This window comes from Chryseobacterium sp. MYb328 (assembly GCF_037572595.1).
Lineage (GTDB): Bacteria > Bacteroidota > Bacteroidia > Flavobacteriales > Weeksellaceae > Chryseobacterium > Chryseobacterium pennae.
This window is the reverse complement of the sequence record NZ_JBBGZQ010000018.1, coordinates 47,612-67,755: the sequence shown is the minus strand read 5'-3', so window position 1 is coordinate 67,755 and position 20,144 is coordinate 47,612. Positions and strand designations below refer to the sequence as shown.

Annotated in this window: 12 protein-coding genes; 8 read left to right on the top strand and 4 right to left on the bottom strand. The window is 35.2% G+C overall.

Going from position 1 to position 20,144, the window contains the following annotated elements; translation table 11 throughout:
* Window positions 1-19: 19 nt before the first annotated feature.
* A complete protein-coding gene (locus WH267_RS16990) occupies window positions 20-1,303 on the bottom strand; it encodes a helix-hairpin-helix domain-containing protein (RefSeq protein ID WP_340009916.1) in 1,284 nt (427 codons plus the stop codon).
* Between the two features lie 164 nt (window positions 1,304-1,467).
* A complete protein-coding gene (locus tag WH267_RS16985; protein WP_115973468.1) occupies window positions 1,468-1,812 on the bottom strand; it encodes a MerR family transcriptional regulator in 345 nt (114 codons plus the stop codon).
* A gap of 180 nt (window positions 1,813-1,992) precedes the next feature.
* On the opposite strand from WH267_RS16985, the gene WH267_RS16980 reads away from it, so the two are divergent.
* Both WH267_RS16980 and WH267_RS16975 read left to right on the top strand, forming a co-directional pair.
* Window positions 1,993-4,665: a zinc-dependent metalloprotease gene (locus WH267_RS16980; RefSeq protein WP_340009915.1), complete on the top strand. Its 2,673-nt coding sequence runs from the start codon at window positions 1,993-1,995 to the stop codon at window positions 4,663-4,665.
* 117 nt (window positions 4,666-4,782) lie between these two features.
* Window positions 4,783-5,661, top strand: coding sequence for an AraC family transcriptional regulator (locus tag WH267_RS16975; RefSeq protein ID WP_115973466.1), 879 nt, complete (start codon window positions 4,783-4,785; stop codon window positions 5,659-5,661).
* Between the two features lie 94 nt (window positions 5,662-5,755).
* Here WH267_RS16975 and ccoG read toward each other — a convergent pair whose 3' ends face one another.
* A complete protein-coding gene (ccoG, locus tag WH267_RS16970) occupies window positions 5,756-7,198 on the bottom strand; it encodes a cytochrome c oxidase accessory protein CcoG (RefSeq protein ID WP_340009914.1) in 1,443 nt (480 codons plus the stop codon).
* 258 nt (window positions 7,199-7,456) lie between these two features.
* On the opposite strand from ccoG, the gene WH267_RS16965 reads away from it, so the two are divergent.
* Window positions 7,457-8,350 (top strand): SMP-30/gluconolactonase/LRE family protein, encoded by an 894-nt coding sequence (locus WH267_RS16965; RefSeq protein ID WP_340009913.1) that lies wholly within the window; start codon window positions 7,457-7,459, stop codon window positions 8,348-8,350.
* A gap of 105 nt (window positions 8,351-8,455) precedes the next feature.
* On the opposite strand, the gene WH267_RS16960 is transcribed toward WH267_RS16965, so the two are convergent.
* Entirely contained in the window at window positions 8,456-9,763 is a 1,308-nt protein-coding gene (locus WH267_RS16960; protein ID WP_115970965.1) for a DEAD/DEAH box helicase, read from the bottom strand.
* Window positions 9,764-10,134: 371 nt separating this feature from the next.
* Between WH267_RS16960 and WH267_RS16955 the strand changes: the two genes are divergently transcribed.
* From WH267_RS16955 to WH267_RS16935, 5 genes are all read left to right on the top strand, one after another.
* Window positions 10,135-12,135, top strand: a complete 2,001-nt coding sequence (locus WH267_RS16955) for a site-specific DNA-methyltransferase (RefSeq protein WP_340009912.1) — start codon at window positions 10,135-10,137, stop codon at window positions 12,133-12,135.
* A 4-nt stretch (window positions 12,136-12,139) separates the two neighbouring features.
* Window positions 12,140-14,689, top strand: coding sequence for a DEAD/DEAH box helicase family protein (locus tag WH267_RS16950; RefSeq protein WP_340009911.1), 2,550 nt, complete (start codon window positions 12,140-12,142; stop codon window positions 14,687-14,689).
* 225 nt (window positions 14,690-14,914) lie between these two features.
* Window positions 14,915-16,705 carry a 30S ribosomal protein S1 gene (gene rpsA, locus WH267_RS16945; protein ID WP_340009910.1) on the top strand — a complete coding sequence of 597 codons (1,791 nt, stop codon included), beginning with the start codon at window positions 14,915-14,917 and terminating at the stop codon, window positions 16,703-16,705.
* A gap of 320 nt (window positions 16,706-17,025) precedes the next feature.
* On the top strand, window positions 17,026-18,456 hold the full coding sequence (locus tag WH267_RS16940) for a T9SS type A sorting domain-containing protein (protein WP_340009909.1): 1,431 nt from the start codon (window positions 17,026-17,028) through the stop codon (window positions 18,454-18,456).
* 133 nt (window positions 18,457-18,589) lie between these two features.
* A complete protein-coding gene (locus WH267_RS16935; RefSeq protein WP_340009908.1) occupies window positions 18,590-20,014 on the top strand; it encodes a T9SS type A sorting domain-containing protein in 1,425 nt (474 codons plus the stop codon).
* Window positions 20,015-20,144: the final 130 nt, after the last annotated feature.

Below are 20,144 nucleotides of genomic sequence, written 5' to 3'. Positions count from 1 at the left end.
AACCGGTATGGTATTTTTGTTATTTTAAATATAATTTCATTCTTTCTTCATATTCTGGTTTTAATTTCAAAAATTTTAAAATCTTCTTATCATCAGGATAGGTAATCCGGTAGAAGATGATCTTGTCTGCAGAATATTTGAAATAAGGATGATCCTTCAGCCATTCTTCAGGGGCATCAGCTAAAGTATATTTAGGAACGCCGGAGATGTCCAACGGAGCAATATTGATTAACTTTTGAACTAAATCTTTATCAATATTATAAGTATCTAAAATCTGCTGTTTATTGACAAAACCTCTCAGTTTTTTTCTGAAGCCAATAATTGAACCTGAGCTCTTTTCATCAAGCCCAAACTCAATAAGCTGTCTGAAGGTAATAGTATTGAGGTCTGTTTTCGTAAAATCTGTTTTTTCCTGCTTAATTTCTTCTTTCTTTATTGCCTCAGGACTGAGCCTGATGAAAGATTTAATCTCCTGAAATTTTTCTGGAGAAATGACAAAACATTTTTGAAGATCTTCAGGACTTTTAAAGTTGCCCCGAAGGTTTCTGTCACGATAATTGATGATAATCTGAGCCTGCTTTTCCGAAAACCCAAGGTTTTTCCATCCGTTAACATCCAGTCTGTTAGGGTCAAAAGTATGATATTGCACCTTTATTTTTTCCGGATAACGAGTACCGACAGCTTTAAAACTTTCCGGAGTTTTCACAGGTAATAGTAAATAGGGCTCCAGTTTGCTGTAATTTTCAGGGGAAATAATAAAACATTCTCTGAATTTCTCTTTGCTGATGAAACTTCCGCCCAGATAATTTTTATACTTTATAATGGCTTCTGCCTGCCTTTCACTGAAACCCATTTTGATCCAGTCCTGAGCAGAAACAATATCAGGATTGAATTTCCCGTTAACAATGACTTCCTTCTTTACAAAACTGCTAAACTTTTTGGGATTATTTTTTTCAGCCGTTTCAGGAAGGAGAATAAACTTTTTTAATTCTTCAAATTTTTCGTTGGAAATTGCATAGCATTTTTTCAGCTGTTCCTTTGATGTAAATGTTCCGCCCACAATATCTTTATATTTAAGAATCGTTGTGATCTGTTTTTCAGAAAATCCGAGTTTTTGCCATTGTTCCTGATTCAGACTATTAGGATCAAAATCAGATAGATTGGCTGAAACAGAAGAATTGGCAATAAATTTTACTTCAGGAAAAGTACCCTTGTCCTTGCTGGTGTATTTCTGGAAGGCTAATAAAATAGTCAGTAAAATGACCATAAAAGCCAGTTTTTGGTAATAGTTTTTTCTCATCATGTGTATAAACATATTGATAAAAACCATGCATTGCAATAGCCAGAACTAAAATGGTTGATTTTAGAATATAAAAAATTGTAATTTATTTAAAATTAAACGTTTATATCCTTTGGTATAGAAATATTTAAAGAGATATTTTGAAGAAAACGGCAACAGAAAAGCTCTTATTCAGAATCATTTTCACCCAGCGATTCTTTCAGTTTTAAAAGTTCAGCTTTTACAAATTCAAGACGGTCAATAATGGTAATGGTTTCTGAAATTTTACTGTTGGTAGTCAGAGCCACTCGTGCACCATCAAGTGTGTATCCTTTTTCTTTAACCAAATGATAGATCATCTGTAGGTTCTTGATATCTTCAGGAGTGAAGTAACGGTTCCCTTTTTTATTCTTTTTAGGTTTGATGATAGGAAATTCCTGTTCCCAATAGCGTATTAATGAAGTGTTTACATCGAATGCTTTAGCAACTTCTCCTATAGAATAATACAGTTTATCAGGTAAATTTATTTTCATTTTACAACTCCTAAACTTCAAAGATAAAAATTTTTTAAAGTTTCATCCAAATATATCTTGAAAAGTCCTGTCATAACCCCGTTTTTTTTAACCAGAATAAAATATCATGATGTTGTGAAAAAAATAAAAAAATGAATGGTTTTTTTTATAACTTAGTGAAAAACAAGAAAATATAATGATATGAAGCAACATTTATTCATTTTTGCATTGATGATTCCTTTCTTTGGATTTTCTCAGTGGACAAGAACCGAAATTAGGAATCAAAAAGTTAAGAAATCACAGGAAAAACTCGAATTTGCAGGACTTTATTCACTCAATGCTGACCAGTTCAGACAGAGTCTTAAAAATACACCAGCGCGCTTTTCAAGCCCCAAAGGAACAATTATCTCTCTTCCAACGGCTAAAGGAGGATTGGAGAAATTCCAGGTTTGGGAATATTCCAATATGGCTCCGGAATTGCAGGCAAAATATCCTGATATTAAATCGTATGTAGGAACTGCATTGGAGGACCCTTCCGTATATTTAAGATTCAGTTTGTCTCCGGTGGGATTTTCCTCAATGATCACTCGCTCTGGAATTTCTGAATTTATAGAACCCTATACTGAAGACAGAACTGTTTATGCTGTTTTTGATTCCAATGCAAGAAGAGGTCAGGAAAAAGATCCGTTTGAATGCTCTACAATAGAAGATGTAGAAAAGAATGCAGCCGAAAAAAAAAACAATGCTGTAAATAAAAAAGCGGCAGGATTTAATATTTTCAGATTGGCATTATCCTGTACAGGAGAATATGCCCAGTATCATTTAACTGCTGCCGGAACCCCTGCCACTGCTACTGATATGCAGAAAAAGGCAGTAATTCTTGCGGCAATGAATGCTAGTCTTACCCGTCTTAATAGTGTTTTTGAAAAAGATCTTTCTTTTCATTTTAATCTGATTGCCAATAATGAAACTATTATTTTCTTAGATCCTGCATCTGATCCTTATACAAGCGGTGGCCCTAGCGAAGCCCACGCCCAGATATCAGCAAGAATCCCTACTGAAGATTATGATATGGGACATCTGATTGATAAAAAAGGAGGTAATGGATCTGCCTTCGTAGGAGTTATTTGTGGGAGTAGCTCAAAAGGAGGAGGATGGACTGCTCACAATTTTCCGGAAGGAGATAAATTTGATATAGACTATGTCGCTCATGAAATGGGGCATCAATTGGGAGCTGGACATTCTTATACCTATAGATCTTCGCAGGCAGACCAAAAGGTAGAACCTGGAAGCGGAAGTACCATAATGGCATATACCGGGATTACTACGGCTTCTGATGTTCAGTTTAATTCCAATGATTACTATCATACCAATAGTATCAGCCAGATAAGAACTAAATTAAACAGCCTTACTTGTGGTACAAATACTCCTTTTGTAGATCCTGCTCCCAATATTAATGCCGGACTGGATTATACAATTCCTAAATCAACACCATTTGTTTTAAAAGCATCTACTACCGATGCGAACAATGCTTCTTATACATATATTTGGGAACAAACTGATCAGGCTGCAGCAGCTCAGATTGGTGCAGGTGATATTTCTTCAGCTTACCCTGCAAAACCAACAGGACCTACTTTCAGATCATTTGCTCCTGTAAACTCATTGGTAAGATATTTTCCGGATTTTAATAAAGTATTGGCAGGTGTTTTATCAACCCGTTGGGAAAGTGTATCAAGTGTAGCCAGAAACCTTAATTTTGCAGCTACCGTAAGAAATAATAATCCTTTGCAGCCTCAAGTCTCAAAAGATGCAATGACAATAACAGTAGATGCTGTGTCAGGGCCTTTTCAGGTAACAGCACCTGTATTTGGCCAGTCATTAAGCTCAGGAGCATCTGTAAATGTTACCTGGGATGTTGCTGGTACAAATGTTGCACCGGTAAATACTGCTAATGTAAATATTAAACTATCTACAGACGGTGGCAAGACATTTAGTGTTGTTTTGGCCAATACTCCCAATGACGGGAGTGAAGAAATCGTGATACCATCCGGCTCTAAGTCTGCCAATGCCTATATTCTGATTGAGGCGGTTGATAATATTTATTATACAGTGAGTCCTAGTTTTGTAATTGATTATAATGTAACTGGTGAAAACTGTAATACCTATACATACAGTGGAGGACCTGTAGCAGTTACCGATGGCCCTGGCGGCGGCGGTATATCAGCACCAAGAATAACAATTCCTTTAATGGTTAATAATAATGGTACTATTACGAAAATAAAAGTAACTCCAACTGTTGTTCATCCAAGTGTAAGCCAGTTGGCTATTGGTATTGAAAGTCCGGTAGGATCATCAGCTCTTTTCTGGAACAGACAGTGCTCAGGGCAATCGGGAATTACAGCTTCATTCAGTGATTCCGGAGCAGCGGTGAACTGTATTTCTCCAGTTCAGGGAAATGCTAAATCAAATGAATCCCTGGGTATATTTAAAGGTCATTCGGCACAAGGAGAATGGAAGCTTTTTGCAACAGATAATAATGCAGGTAATGCAGGAACCATCAATGGATGGTCACTCGAAGTATGTACAAGGGAAACTCAGACTCTTGCCACCAGAGAAGTCTCTTCTCCATTAGCAGAGAGTATTAAAGTATACCCTAATCCAAGTGATGGCAATTTCTTTATTAAATCTCAGAATATAAGAGGTGAGGTGAAAGTTACTTTATTTGATTCAAGCGGAAGACTGATCTATTCATCAGCTTATCAAAGTGAAGGAAATAATACCAAAGAGCTGAACGTTAATGTACCGAAAGGAGTATATGTCATCAGCATCAGCTCTTCGAAAGGAGTATACAACAGTAAACTGGTTATAAAATAATTATTTATAAAATATTATAAGGAGGATCGGCAATAGCCGGTCCTTTTTTGTATCGGATTTGTAGCTTGGCTTTATTTATAGTATTTTTATCATCCATTTACTAATCCGTTTTATAGGATGAATTCTATTTCCGTTCTTCATATTGATCTTTTTCAGGGTAAAAATCTTTCAGATTTTTATTTTAATACCATGAAAAACCATTTGGTTGTGGGACATCAGCACATAGAAAAGCCTCATAGGCATGATTTTTATGCTGCTGTACTTTTTACCAAAGGAACCGGTATTCATGAGATTGATTTCCAGAGGTACGATGTGTCAGAAGGAAGTCTGTTTTTTCTCTCACCAGGACAGATTCACAGTTGGGAACTGTCAGCAGATATAGATGGTTATATCTTCTTTTGTTCTCAGGAATTTTATGAAATGCATTATGTAAATCAGAAACTGAGAAATTTTCCTTTTTTCGGATCCGTATCATTTCCCAGAAAACAGCAATTGGATGAAGTAGAATTGGCGAAGAATATTCAGTTATTTCAGGAATTGGGAAATGAACATCAGTCTGACAGTTTGATGAAAAATGGGCTTATTCTCTCATTAATGTCTCAGATTTTTATCAACTCAACCCGGTTATTTTCAAGGGATTTTGATACACTTACTTCTTCTGCCGGGCTTTCTTATTTTAAGCATTATCAGGATTTTGAAAGTCTTATTGAACAACATTTTACGGAACATAAATCAATTGCCTATTATGCATCGTTATTAGGGATTTCTTCAAAGCACCTGAACAGAACCGTGCAGGCTGTAGTACAGAAAACAGCTACAGAAGTGATCACCGAACGGGTAGTATTGGAGGCCAAAAGAATGTTGATGTACCTTGATGAGAACCTTGTTGATATTGCTTTCAGACTGGGGTATGAAGAATATTCCTACTTTGTAAGAGTCTTCCGGAAAAGTTCCGGAATGACCCCTACTCAGTTTATGAGGAAATATAAGGCCTGATTTGTTTGATATTCAAAGTTCAATATTTAAAAGCTGGTTATTAGTTTTTATCACGTCTGTCACAAATATTTGAATCTCTTGTTTTCCTAATCTATTATAACGCCAGTTGAAATGGTCCTTCAAACGTAGTATCAAACGAATCTACCAATTCTCCTTTCTCGTCAAAAACACCAATAACCATATTCTGCTTGGAAAATTTGATTTTATCTTCAGGGAAAGAGATATTGATATTTCCTTTTAAGATCTGGTCGCCTTTCAGAATAATTTTCTCAGGGCCGAAGTAAGTAATTTCGGCATTATCAGGGGCTATCACTTTAATGGTGAGTGTTTTTTTCTCATTCGATTTATTCAGAAGGGTATAAATAAAAGTATTGGTGATTTTACCGTCTTTAATGAAGAAAGTAGAGCCTGCTGGCTTAATGAACTTAGCTTCCATAGATCCACGGTCATACATTAAAAAGCCAAGGAACCCGACTAATAGAGCCAGAATAGCAGTAGTAGCCTTCATTCTCGAAGTGAATTTGAATTTCTCACGATTTTCAATTTCAGATTCAGTGGCATAACGGATTAATCCTTTTGGCAGGCCTACTTTATCCATTACTTCATCGCAGGCATCAATACATGCTGTGCAGTTTACACACTCCAATTGTTGTCCATGTCTGATATCAATTCCCGTAGGGCAGACTACAACGCATTGATTACAATCTATACAATCTCCTTTACCAGCCGCTTTTCTATCTTCATTATTTCTCCATTTTGAACGGCCTTCTCCTCTTTTAAAATCGTAATATACGTTGATCGTCTGCTTATCAATTAAAACTCCCTGAAGTCTTCCATATGGACAAACCAGAGTACATACCTGCTCACGAAGCCATGCAAAAACAAAGTAGAAAGTCATCGTGAAAAAAATCATGGTGACAAACTTTAAAGGATGTTCTGCCGGCCCTTCAATCATAATCTGAAAAACCTGTTCATAACCTACTATATACATGAACATAAAAGTAGAGATGACCATAGAAATCAAAATAAATACAGACCATTTCGTAATTCTTTTTCTGATCTTTTCGGCATCCCACTCCTGTCTGTCGAGCTTCATTTGTTTGTTTCGGTCACCTTCAATCCAGTATTCTATTTTACGGAAAACCATTTCCATAAATAAAGTTTGCGGACATAGCCAGCCACAGAATATTCTTCCAAAAACTACGGTGAACAGCATAACAAAGATAACAGAGGTAACAGCTCCAAGGGCAAGGATAAAAAAGTCCTGAAGATAAAACGGCTGTCCAATAATAAAGAATTTCCCGTCGATAACATTAAATAGGAAGAAAGGATTGTTATTAATCTTTAGAAAAGGCAATCCAAAGAAAAGGGAAAGTAAAGCGTAACTGGTATAGTTCCTGTAATTGGTATATTTACCTTTGGGCTTTCTGGGGAAGATCCATTTTCTTTTTCCGGTCTCATCCATTGTTCCTACCGAATTTCTAAAATCTTCATTTTCAATTTCCAGGGATTTGATGTTGTTGGACTCTGCGCTCATTATCGTATGCTATAAAAGTATTTTGGTAATATTTTTCATCCGAACCAATACCTGTTTTCCAAGCTGAATCTCTATAGATAAACGGTATTGATTCCTCTACTGCAAAGCTCTGGATTATATCCTTCAACTACTAATATGATCTACTTCAAAAATAGTACAATTGGGACATTTTATATTTTGGTTAATCATAAATCAAAGGATGAAAATATTTTTGAAATCGATAAAGCATATCGTAAATTGCATATCTAAAAATGAAGTATGAAGAATATCTGTAAAGTTGGCCTGATTGGTTTGGTTTTCGCATTAGTAAACTGTCAATCAGTAAATAGTAGTAAAATGTTTTATGAAGGTGTACAACCACAAATGGTTTCTGATAAGTTTAGCTTTACAGAAGGCCCGTCAACCGATGAAGAAGGAAATGTATATTTTACCGATCAGCCTAATGATAAGATCTATTACTGGGACTGGAAAAGTAATCAGATCATTGAATTTTTAGATAAAACAGGAAGGGCAAACGGAACTCATTTTGATAAAGATGGTTTCCTGATTACCTGTTCCGATGATAATGGAGAGATGTGGAAGATCTCAAAAAATAGAAAAGTAGAAGTCCTGTTTAAAGATTTTGAAGGGAAAAGATTAAACGGTCCTAATGATGTTTGGAATGATGTTTTTGGGGGAATGTATTTTACCGATCCTTTATATGAAAGAGATTACTGGATAGATTTCAAACAGGAATTACCTAATAAAAGCCTTTATTACAGAAATAAGAATGGAAAGATTAATAAATTAGACACTTTCACACAACCCAACGGAATTGTAGGAAGTGAAAGACTAAGAAAACTGTACCTTTCAGACATTGATGCCGGAAAAACCTATGTATATGATATTCTGGGAGAAGGAAAGTTATCAGAGAAAAAACTCTTCTGTGAAATGGGTTCGGATGGAATGACGCTGGACAAACACGGAAACCTTTATTTAACCGGAGACGGAGTACATGTTTTTAACCGTGAAGGAAAGAAAATTTATCACATTTCGATTCCTGAAAAATGGACTTCCAATGTGACATTCGGAGGAGAAAATAATGATATTTTATTCATTACCGCTTCAAAATCAGTGTATACTTTTCCGATGAGAGTGAGGGGAATAAAATAAAATTTTGCCACGAACGCATAAATATTATTCGTGCATTCGTGGCAATTTAAAACAACTCTTATTAGCAGTATTCAATTTATCGAAGATAAATCCTGAGCTTATCCTTTAATAAGCAACTTCCATTTTTACTTTTTTCCCTTTCAGTTTTTCATTCTGAAGCTTTTTCAAAACAGTATTCACCTTATTTCTGGCAACCGCAACATAGGAAGTAGTGTCTTTTACTTCAATAGTACCCACATCTTCTTTTTGTAGTTCTCCTTTTTTAAGCAGATACCCTACGATATCAACTTTATTTACTTTATCTTTTTTTCCTGCGCTGATATAAATAGTCTGGAAAGGTGTTTTTTGCGGAACCTGGGTGAATCCGGCAACACTTTCTTCAGGCGTATCATTTTTGATGAACGGGAAATTTTCCTCTTCCGTCATAATCAGGTAGACAAAACCTTTAGCATTCATTCTGGCAGTACGTCCGTTTCTGTGGATGAAAGCATCTTCTTTTGGAGGAAGCTGATAATGTACGATAGATTCCACTTCAGGAATATCCAGCCCACGGGCAGCTAAATCTGTTGTGATAAGGATTCTTGCAGAATCGTTTCTGAATTTCAGTAATGCACGTTCTCTTTCATCCTGTTCCATACCGCCATGGAAGGTTTCTCTGTCAATACCCATTTGATTGAGAAGTTCAGAGATACGGTCAACAGCATCACGGTGATTACAGAAAATCAGAGTTCTCTTGTTTCCGATTTTACAAACCAGATTGAAGAGAGTATCCAGTTTTTCCTCAGAAATGGTCATTACTTTTCTTAACTGAATATCCGGTTTTACTTCATTCTCTTTAAGGAAGCTGATGATTTTTTCATCTTTCAAGCCTGTAAATGCAGGAATTTCATCCATTGCTGTTGCAGACGTTAAAATTCTTTGAGAAAGTCCTTTTAAAGAATTACAGATAAATTCCATATCATCATGGAAACCTAGCTCCAATGCCTTGTCAAATTCATCCAGAACCAATGTTTTGATCGTTTTAGGATCAAAATTATTATTTCTTACGTGATAAGTAACTCTACCCGGAGTTCCGATTAAAACAGCCGGAGCTTCAATTAAATTATTGACTTCAATTTTTTTATCATGTCCACCATAGCAAACGGAAACTTTAAAATCTGTTCCCATCGATTTGAAAACCTGTTCAATCTGTAACGCAAGTTCTCTGGCAGGAACTAATATCAATGCCTGAACTCCCTGAACATCTTTTTTCAGATTTCTGAGAACCGGAAATAGAAAAGCAAGGGTTTTCCCTGATCCGGTAGGAGAGAGCAGTACAATATCAGTATTGTTTTCAGACGCTTTATAAGTAGATTTCTGCATCTGATTCATATCCTGAATCTGCAGCTTTTGATAAATTGATTGTAGTTCCATGGCGCAAAGATAATGAATTTTAGAGTTTGAGAATGTTAGAGTTTGAGTGTTTTAGGCTGATAGAGTCATAGTCTGTGCTTCTGTCATTCTGAATGGAATGTAACGCAGTGAAGAATCTCAAAAGCAATAATGGTCTGCAACATCATCTATACTTATTGAATTATTAAGACTTTTTTCTTTCTTTCAATTATAGATGCTTCAACTTCGTTCAGTATGGCAGCTCTAATGTTATGCTGTTTAATTATACATTCTCAGACTGAGCGGAGTCGAAGCCTTTTAATATAGAGGTAACAGATTTTTAAATAATAGACAATCCGCTGACTGAATAATAGACAATTCACTTGCGAAGCAAAATTCACTATTGACGTTTTATGGGAAACCGTAAGTGTTTAAGTTTTAGAGGGGATAAATTTGAAGCAACAAAACTTACTGCTATGAAACTATATCAAACCTTAGAAAATCAAATTAAGAAAGAACCTAACTACGTTTCCGATAACGGAGAAATAAAAAAATGGGTGGTACTCAACAAAGCACAAAACTTCGATGAAGAACTGATTGGATTGTTATTAGAAGACGCAGACTTAAAGGAGAAATTTTTCATACAAATAAAAGAGGTCTGGGTATTTAAACAAAATCTTTTCATCCAGTTTCTTGAACAGAAGAATTATCTCAACGACAGTTATACCCAGTTTAAAAATAAAGTAGGATTAACCATTGATGGCAAGCATCTGAAACAGCGTAACGAAGTATCATTGGTCTGGCCATTTAAAGACTGTATTCTGGAGGGTGGTCAAAGCCGTGAAGAAGATAAAAGAGAAGAAATTTTCTTTAATGAAACTCTTGCACAGGATGAAATTACCGAATTACTGGATCCAAAAGTATTGACGAATGCCAAACGGTTTGATAAAGACGGGGAACATTCTTTTGATCAATTCAATAGAAATGAAAGTGGGACCATTACAGATAACCTGATCATCAAAGGAAACAATCTTTTGGCACTGCATTCTTTGAAAAAAGAGTTTGCGGGAAAGGTGAAGCTGATTTATATAGATCCGCCTTATTATTTTAATAACACAATTGATACAGATAGTTTTAAATATAATTCAAATTTTAAACTTTCAACTTGGCTCACATTTATGAAAAATAGATTAGAAATAGCAAAGAGCTTATTAAAGGATGATGGTTTGACATTTATTCAAATTAAGACTGATGGATATGCACATTTAAAAATTTTAGCTGATTCAATATTTGATTCTAATAATTTAGTAAATAGCATTTCAGTTAAAATGAGTGAAAGTTCTGGAGTTAAAATGGCTCATACAGATAAAAGGCTCCCTAATATTTTTGAACATATTTTAGTTTATTCAAAGAGTAGAAATAGCAAAATAAATCCAATAAAAATTGAAAAATCAGATGGAGAAGAAAATTTAAAACTTGAAAGATATTTAAATTATTATTCTAAGATTATTATTGATAAATCAAAAGCTGTCGAAGATTGGGAAATTATATCTATTGACAAATATTTTGAGATTAATAATTTAGAAAAGCCGAATGATAATTACAAAGAATTTAAGATTAAAAATGCTGATAAAATAGTTTATAGAACTAATAATAGTTCTTTTGAAAAATTAAATATTAAGAAAAAACTTACAAAAATTACTTCTGCAAAAGGAATAGAATATATATGGTGGGAAGGTAAACAAATGTTATTTCTTGAAGATTATATAAATGAATATTTATGTGATTTATGGTTAGATATTAGTACAATTAATCTAAATAAAGAAGGTGGAGTTAATTTGCCGAATGGAAAAAAACCAGAAAAGCTAATACAGCGGATAATAAGTTTATCTACAACAAAGAATGACATAGTGTTAGATTATCATTTGGGAAGTGGAACGACCGCAGCTGTAGCTCACAAAATGGAAAGACAATATATTGGACTTGAGCAACTTGATTATGGGGAGAATGATAGTATAATAAGGATGGGAAATGTTATAAGAGGAGAGCAGGGTGGCATCTCTAAATCCGTTAACTGGCAAGGCGGTGGCTCTTTCATCTACCTCGAACTCAAAAAATACAATCAAACCTTCATTGAAAAGATAGAAGAAGCAAAAGATGAAGAAACCCTTCTTCAGGTTTGGGAGGAAATGAAAGCAAAATCTTTTCTGAACTATAATGTAGACATTCAAAAACAGGAACAATGTATTGAAGATTTTAAAACATTAACCCTACAGGAACAGAAACAACATCTTTGCGAGCTGCTCGACAAAAATCAATTGTATGTCAATCTTTCTTCCCTTAATGATGGGAATTTTGAATGCACACCGAAAGAGCAGAGTGTAACCAGAGAATTCTATCAACTTAAAAACTAAGCAGATGGCATTTTTACATGAAATATTCAATAATCCGTTTGCCCGTAAGGCTCTGGCAGATGTTGTTTTGCCTAATGTGATTGCTGATAATCTGAAATTTGGGATTCGTCCTTATCAGGAAGAAGCCTTCAGACGTTATTTATATACTGAAAGGGAAGATTTTGACGGCAAGCCTAAGAAGCCTCTGCATCTCCTTTACAATATGGCAACGGGAAGTGGGAAAACAATGGTGATGGGTGGTTTAATGCTTCATCTTTATGAAAAAGGATATCGTGATTTTCTATTTTTTGTCAACAGTAATAATATCATTCAGAAAACGAAAGATAACTTTCTTAATCCTCATACGTCCAAATATTTATTTCAGGAGAAGATTGTCGTCAATGGGAAAGAAGTTTTTTTGAAACAGATCGATAATTTTGACGAGTCAGACCATGAAAACATCAATATCAAATTTACCACAATCCAGCAGCTTCATATTGATTTAAACAATACCAAAGAAAACAGTGTGACCTATGAAGATTTCCAGGATAAAAAGATCGTTCTGATAGCTGATGAGGCCCATCATCTGAACAGTGGGACAAAGAGCGGAACCCTTTTTGGAAGCTGGGAAGAGACCGTTTTGGAGATTCTGCGGCAGAATTTTGAAAATATCCTTTTGGAATTTACTGCCACCTTAGATTATGAAAGCCGGGAAATTGCGGAAAAATATAAGGATAAAGTCATTTATAAATATGATCTTGCCCAGTTTAGAACTGATAAGTTTTCCAAGGAAATTAATCTTGTCCGCTCCATGTATGATGAACAGGAAAGAATTATTCAGGCATTGATTTTAAATTTGTACCGTCAGGAATTGGCGGCCATTCATCATATTAATCTAAAGCCCGTTATTCTTTTCAAAGCTAAAAAAACGATCAAAGAATCGGAACAGAATAAAGAGAACTTCCATAAGCTGATTGACGATTTTTCTGAAAAACTGATAGAAAAGATCAGAAAAACTTCCACAGTTTCTATTATTCAAAAGGCTTTTGATTTTTTTGAAGCCAGAAATATTTCGAAACATGATATTGTAAAAAGGATACAGGCTAACTTCAGAGAAGAAAATTGTCTGAGTGCCAATAATGATTCAGAAGCAGAGAAAAACCAGATTTTACTCAATACGCTGGAAGAAGAAAATAACCCGATCCGTGCCGTATTTGCGGTCCATAAGCTCAATGAGGGCTGGGATGTTCTTAATTTATTTGATATTGTAAGACTGTATGAAGACCGCGACGGGAAAGATGGAAAGCCTGGAAAAACAACCCTTTCCGAGGCTCAGTTAATTGGTCGTGGAGCAAGATATTATCCGTTTGCTGTGGAAGAAGGAGAAGATAGATTTGTACGGAAATATGATGATGATATTTCAAATGATCTGAAGATTTTAGAGGAACTGTATTACCACACCAAAGAAGACAGCCGTTATATTTCAGAACTTAAAAAGGCATTGGTAGACTCAGGAATATACGAAGATGAGACCAATCTTGAGACAAAACAGCTAAAATTGAAACCTCTATTTAAAACCTCAGAATTATATAAAAGCGGAGTGGTATTCTCTAATAGAAAAATTCCCAAAAGTTTTGATCAAATAAAATCCTTTAAGGATCTGGGAATTATTAAACCCAGGTTTAGCCATCAGTTATCTTCAGGAAGTGGAAGAACATCCAATGTCTTTTTTGAATTAGAGAAACCGGTTCCTTCTGATGAGGGAATAAAGTCTGAAGGAATCAAAATTCAGGATATTCAGAAACATGTAGTCAGATATGCTTTAAGCCGGAATCCTTTTTACTACTTTGATCATCTTTCACGTTATTTTCCCAATATAACATCTATCTGGGATTTTATAGTAGATGAAAAATATTTGGGCGGAATGGAAATTATATTCTATGGAACTCAAAACCGTCTCCAGGAAATTTCACATTTTGATTACCTGCAGGCACTGAACGGATTGTTGCAGAATATAGAAGCAGATATTAAGCATAATGCTCCGGATTATGAAGGGTCTTCATTCCAGGCACAGCCTATTCGTGAAGTTTTCAGAGATAAAGAAATCAGGGTTAAAAAAGATAGTGAAAGAGCAAAAGGGCAGGAAAGTGTGGTTTCGGATGAACCTTGGTATGCTTATAACGCCAATTATGGAACCAATGAAGAAAAAAGATTTGTAGAATTATTTGCCAGACGCTTCAAAGGTCTAAACCAAAAGTTTCAGGATATTCATCTGATCCGTAATGAAAGGGAAGTTAAGATCTTTGATAAGTCAGGACGTGCTTTTGAACCGGACTTTATTCTGTTTTGCAGTCAGAAGAAAGATAAGCAGCTTACGTATCAGGTTTTTATAGAGCCTAAAGGAGCTCATTTAATAGATTATGACAAGTGGAAAGATGATTTTTTGAAAGAAATGGGAGATGAAAAAAACACCATTACCATTCATACTGATCATTATTTAATTACTGCTGTGCCATTTTACAACCATGAAACTGAAAAAGAGTTTGAACAGGCTTTGGAAAAAATATTTATGTAATCTCTGAATGTTCTTTTATTATTAAATATTGACAATCAATTGTTTGTAGAGTAAATTAGTGAATTTGAAAATATTGTTTATCTCAAATAAAATTTCTATCTTTGCACCCACTTTTGTGGTGAAAAGGTTTGAAAGGTAAATTACTTACAATTAATTACTTCCGTATTTTTTAATCCTCATTTATTCAAACCGTTAAAAAAGAAGGAATACAAATTTTATTAGAAAATGTCAAAAGAGACAAATTCAGCAGAGGTTTTATTAAACCACAACGTAGCACCAGAACAATTTGATTGGGATTCTTTCGAATCAGGTCTTGATGCAGATGCGAGAAAAGAAAAAAGCGATTTAGAAGAAATCTATAACGGATCTCTTAACAGCCTAAACGATAATGACGTTTTAGTTGGTAGAGTTGTAAGATTAACTGATAAAGAAGCTATCGTAGACATCAACTTTAAATCTGAAGGTGTTATTTCTCTTAACGAATTCCGTTACAACCAAGGCCTTAAAGTAGGTGACGAGGTAGAAGTAATGGTTGACAAGAGAGAAGACAAAACTGGTCAGTTACAATTATCTCACAGAAAAGCTAGAACGCTTAAAGCTTGGGATAAAGTAAACGAACTTCACGAAACTGGAGAAATCGTTAACGGTTTTGTTAAATCAAGAACTAAAGGTGGTATGATCGTTGACGTTCATGGAATCGAAGCATTCTTACCTGGTTCTCAAATTGATGTTAAGCCAATTAAAGATTACGATCAGTTCGTAGGAAAAACTATGGAGTTCAAAGTTGTGAAAATCAACCCTGAGTTCAAAAACGTAGTTGTATCTCACAAAGCATTGATCGAAGCAGATATTGAAGGTCAGAAAAAAGAAATCATCGCTCAGCTTGAAAAAGGTCAGGTTCTTGAAGGTACTGTTAAGAATATTACTTCTTACGGTGTATTCATTGACTTAGGAGGTGTTGATGGATTGATCCACATTACAGACCTTTCTTGGTCTAGAGTGAACCACCCATCTGAAATCCTTGAGGACGGACAAACTGTAAAAGTTGTAATCCTTGATTTCGATGATGAGAAAACAAGAATCCAATTAGGTATGAAGCAATTAGAAGCTCATCCTTGGGATGCTCTTTCTGCTGACATGAAAGTTGGAGACAAAGTAAAAGGAAAAGTAGTAGTTCTTGCTGACTATGGTGCATTCGTAGAAATCGCTCCAGGTGTTGAAGGATTAATCCACGTTTCTGAAATGTCTTGGTCTACTCACTTAAGATCTGCTGGAGATTTCGTAAAAGTAGGTGATGAAGTAGAAGCTGAAGTATTAACTTTAGATAGAGAAGAAAGAAAAATTTCTCTTGGTATCAAGCAATTGTCTAAAGATCCATGGGAAAACATCGAAGCTAAGTATCCGGTAGGATCTCAGCATGTAGGAACTGTAAGAAACTTCACTAACTTTGGTGTATTCGTAGAGTTAGAAGAAGGTATCGACGGATTAATCTACATCTCTGATCTTTCTTGGACTAAGAAAATCAAGCACCCATCTGAGTTCTGTGCAGTAGGTGATAAATTAGATGTTGTAGTTCTTGAACTAGATATCCAAGCTAGAAGATTATCTCTAGGTCACAAGCAATTGACTGAAAACCCATGGGATAAATTCGAAACTAAATATGCTGAAGGAACTATCCATGCTGGTAAAGCGGTAGAAGTTCACGATAAAGGAGCTTCTGTACAATTCGAAGATGCTGAGGTTGAAGCTTTCTGCCCTTCAAGATTATTAGAGAAAGAAGATGGATCTAAAATCAAGAAAGGTGAAGATGCTCAATTCAAAGTAATTGAATTCAACAAAGAATTCAAGAGAGTTGTAGTTTCTCACACAGGGATCTTCAGAGACGAAGAAAAGAAAAACGTTAAAGAATCTTCTTCTAGAAACGTATCTTCTTCTTCAAACAACGAAGAAAGATCTACTCTTGGAGACATCGATGCATTAGCAGAGTTGAAAAGAAAAATGGAAGAAGGTAAATAATCTTTGAACCATTCATAAATAAGGAGCCGCTCATTTGAGCGGCTTTTTTTGTGCTGTATTTTCAGGAGCTGTTTCCCGCTATCCACTCATACTCCTCGCTCCTTATCTTTCCAACGCATGCTGCGGGGTAACCGTTACTATCGGGGCTAGGAAGTTGGTGAAATAAAGACCATGATGAGTAAACCTAACAGGTTTGTTATATTATATGTTTATTTTGGTTTTTATTTATATTTTTCTATTTTTTATTTAATTGTGTTAAAATATTTCACTAAATAAAGAAAAAGTGTTATTTTCATCACGCTAAATTTAAAACTTTAACTATGAAAAAAACATGTTTATTTTTCTTCATGATATTCCTGATGTCATGGGGTAATCTTAGCGCACAGCGTGACTATATCATTATGGTGGATAATGGAGGTTCTATGGAAACTAAGCCGGATTATTTCGCTATGAGACGTGGTGTCATTAAGCTAATAGAGCAACTTTTAGCTTGTAATCCTGAAAATAGAGTTGTGGTTGTACAATATGGAACCGGAATATTAGATAATGATACCGGAGTGTATAAACCTTTAATTTATATTGAGTCCGATTTTACCAACGATTTTTTTACTGCGCAGAATTTTTACCGCCGTTTGGATTTTGGAGATTATTTGCAACAATCTGTAGGCTTGGTCAAAAATGCGATATTGGGAGTTCCGGATCCTGATATTGTAAGCCCTCAAAAAACACTGAATATAAAACAGGAAGCAAGATTTATTATATTTACCGACGCAGAGAGGGCTTCGGATGGTCTTAGTTCTTATATTGTAGATCCTGCCAACGCACCAAATTATGGTTCCTATGGGGCATTTGCCGATGTGATGGATTTTAAAACGAGTGTGGCAGTGGGGAGTACGATAAGATTCACTGTAATTCATACAAATACAAACGAAGAGGCAAAGAAGGCAGCAGCATCTGTTGCGAGTGGCGATGGATTATATTCGGGTGCATATGAAGCGGTTCCACAGGATCCGGGTAATGGTATTCCAAGATCTTATTATAATAGGACTACCGGATTTAGTATGATGCCTGGCGAAATAGAGTATTGGAAGAATCTGGCAACGAATATATGTACTTCTAATGGTAGAAGCACTGTAGATTTCCTTTATGAGCCGGGAGCATGTATAAATGGTACTTCTGGTCTTAAAGGGAATTATTATCTTGAGGCTGGGGCTGCTTTGCAGGATCTTAAATTGGAACTTATTAGTTTGCAGACCGGGGAAGTATATCCTGTAGATACTTATCCTGTAGTGCTTGGACCTGGAAATTCTTTCTCTTATACTTTTGTTCCTGGTAGTTTTGGAGCTGCGTTGAGCGCCGGATCAACAGGGGTACATAAGTTCAGGTTGACGATGACTTCAAGTTCTTGGAACGGTTCAGTTGCTTATAGCTGGAACAAATATCCGTTTTTTGACTATGATATTGACTTGAGTTGTCCGCAATCTTTAAGTCTTAAGTCTTCAGTGGATGAAAAGATTTTTAAACTAACGCCAAATCCTACCAATGGATTGTTTAAAGTAATGATAGATAAAGAAGTGAAATCAGGAACATTGGAAGTAAGAGATCTGGTTGGAAATACCGTTTACAATAAAATATTACGTGGAGAAAAAGAAATAGAGGTAGATCTGAGCTCCCGAAAAGAAGGAGTTTATATTGTTAATGTAACAACAGGTAAAAACGAAATCTACTCAGAAAAGATCATCAAGAAATAATTAAAATTAAAACTGTCTCTCGAGGCAGTTTTAATTTTTATAAGGCAATTTTATTGTAAAAATTAAATTAATTTCAATAATTATGTGAAAATTTTAAATCATTTTAATGAAATTAAATTTAAAACTTTTAACTATGAAAAAAACAATTTTATTTTTCTTCATGACATTGATGATGTCGTGGAGTACTCTTAGTGCAAAGGCTGACTATATCATTATGTTGGATAATGGAGGTTCTACAACTAAACAAGAATATATCAAAATGAGAAGGGGTGCTATTAAGTTAATAGAACAGCTTTTAGCTTGTAATCCTGAAAATAGAGTAGCGGTGGTGCAATATGGAACCGGAGTTTTTGATAATGATACCGGGGTGTATAAACCTTTGATTTATATTGAATCTGATTTTACTAACGATTTTTTTACCGCCCAGAATTTTGAACGGCGTTTGGACTTTGGAGATCATTTGCATCAGTCTCTAGGGTTGGTCAAAAATGCAATAATGGGAGTTCCGGATCCTGATATTATAAGTTCTCAAAAAACACTCAATGGGAATAATATTGAAAGGGTTATAGTGTTTACTGATGCAGAGAGGGCTTCAGCTGGTCTTGATTCTTATCTTGTAGATCCTGTTTATGCATCAAATTATAATTCCTATGAGGCATTTGCCAATGTGATGGAGTTTAAAACGAATATGACAATGGGTGGCTCAATAAGATTTACTGTAATTCATTCAAATACAAATAACGATGCTATTGAGGCTGCAGCAGCTATTGCGAGCCCTGATGGGCCCTATTCCGGGCCACTTGAAACGGTTCCTGGAGATCCAAGTAATGGTTATTCAAGATCTTATTATAATAGGACTATTGGATTTGGTCTGTATGATTATGAAAGAAATTATTGGAAAGATTTGGCTGCATATATATGTTATTCCAATAGTAGAGGAACTTTGGATTTTCTTTATGAGCCAGGGTGGTGTACATATCAAGCTTCTAATCTTATTGGGAAATATAATCTTGCGGCTGGAGTTACACTGCAGGAGCTTAAGTTGGAGTTAATCAATTTACAGACTGGTGAAATATATCCTGTGGAATCTGATCCTGTGTTTGGAGCTGGAAATTCGTTTACTTTTAATTTCTCTCCCTATAGCTTTTCTCATGTATTGAATGCAGGATCAACAGGTTTGCATAAGTTCAGGGTAACGATGGTATCCAATTCTTTAAATGGCCCTGAAGCATATAGTTGGAATGGATATCCGTATTTTGACTATGATATTAATATGGATTGTCCAGAACCAATAGGCAGAAAGTCTTTAGCAGAAGAAAAGATCTTTAAACTTACCCCTAATCCTACAAGTGGTTTGTTTAAGGTAGTGTTTAATAAAGAAGTTAAATCAGGAATTATGGAGATCAGGGATTTAGTTGGAAATACAGTATGTAACAAAGTACTTCGTGGAGAAAAAGAAATAGAAGTAGATCTGAGTTCCCACAAAGAAGGAGTGTATATAGTGAATGTAAGAACAGACAAAAACGAAACCTACTCAGAAAAAATCATCAAAAAATAAATAAAAAATTAAACTGTCCATCCGGGCAGTTTTTTTTCTGGATTTATTAATGAAAAAAAATAGTAATTATCGCAAATAAGGTTGGAGAGCATGATAACAGAATCGAATTCTCTACTTTGAGAAAAAAATA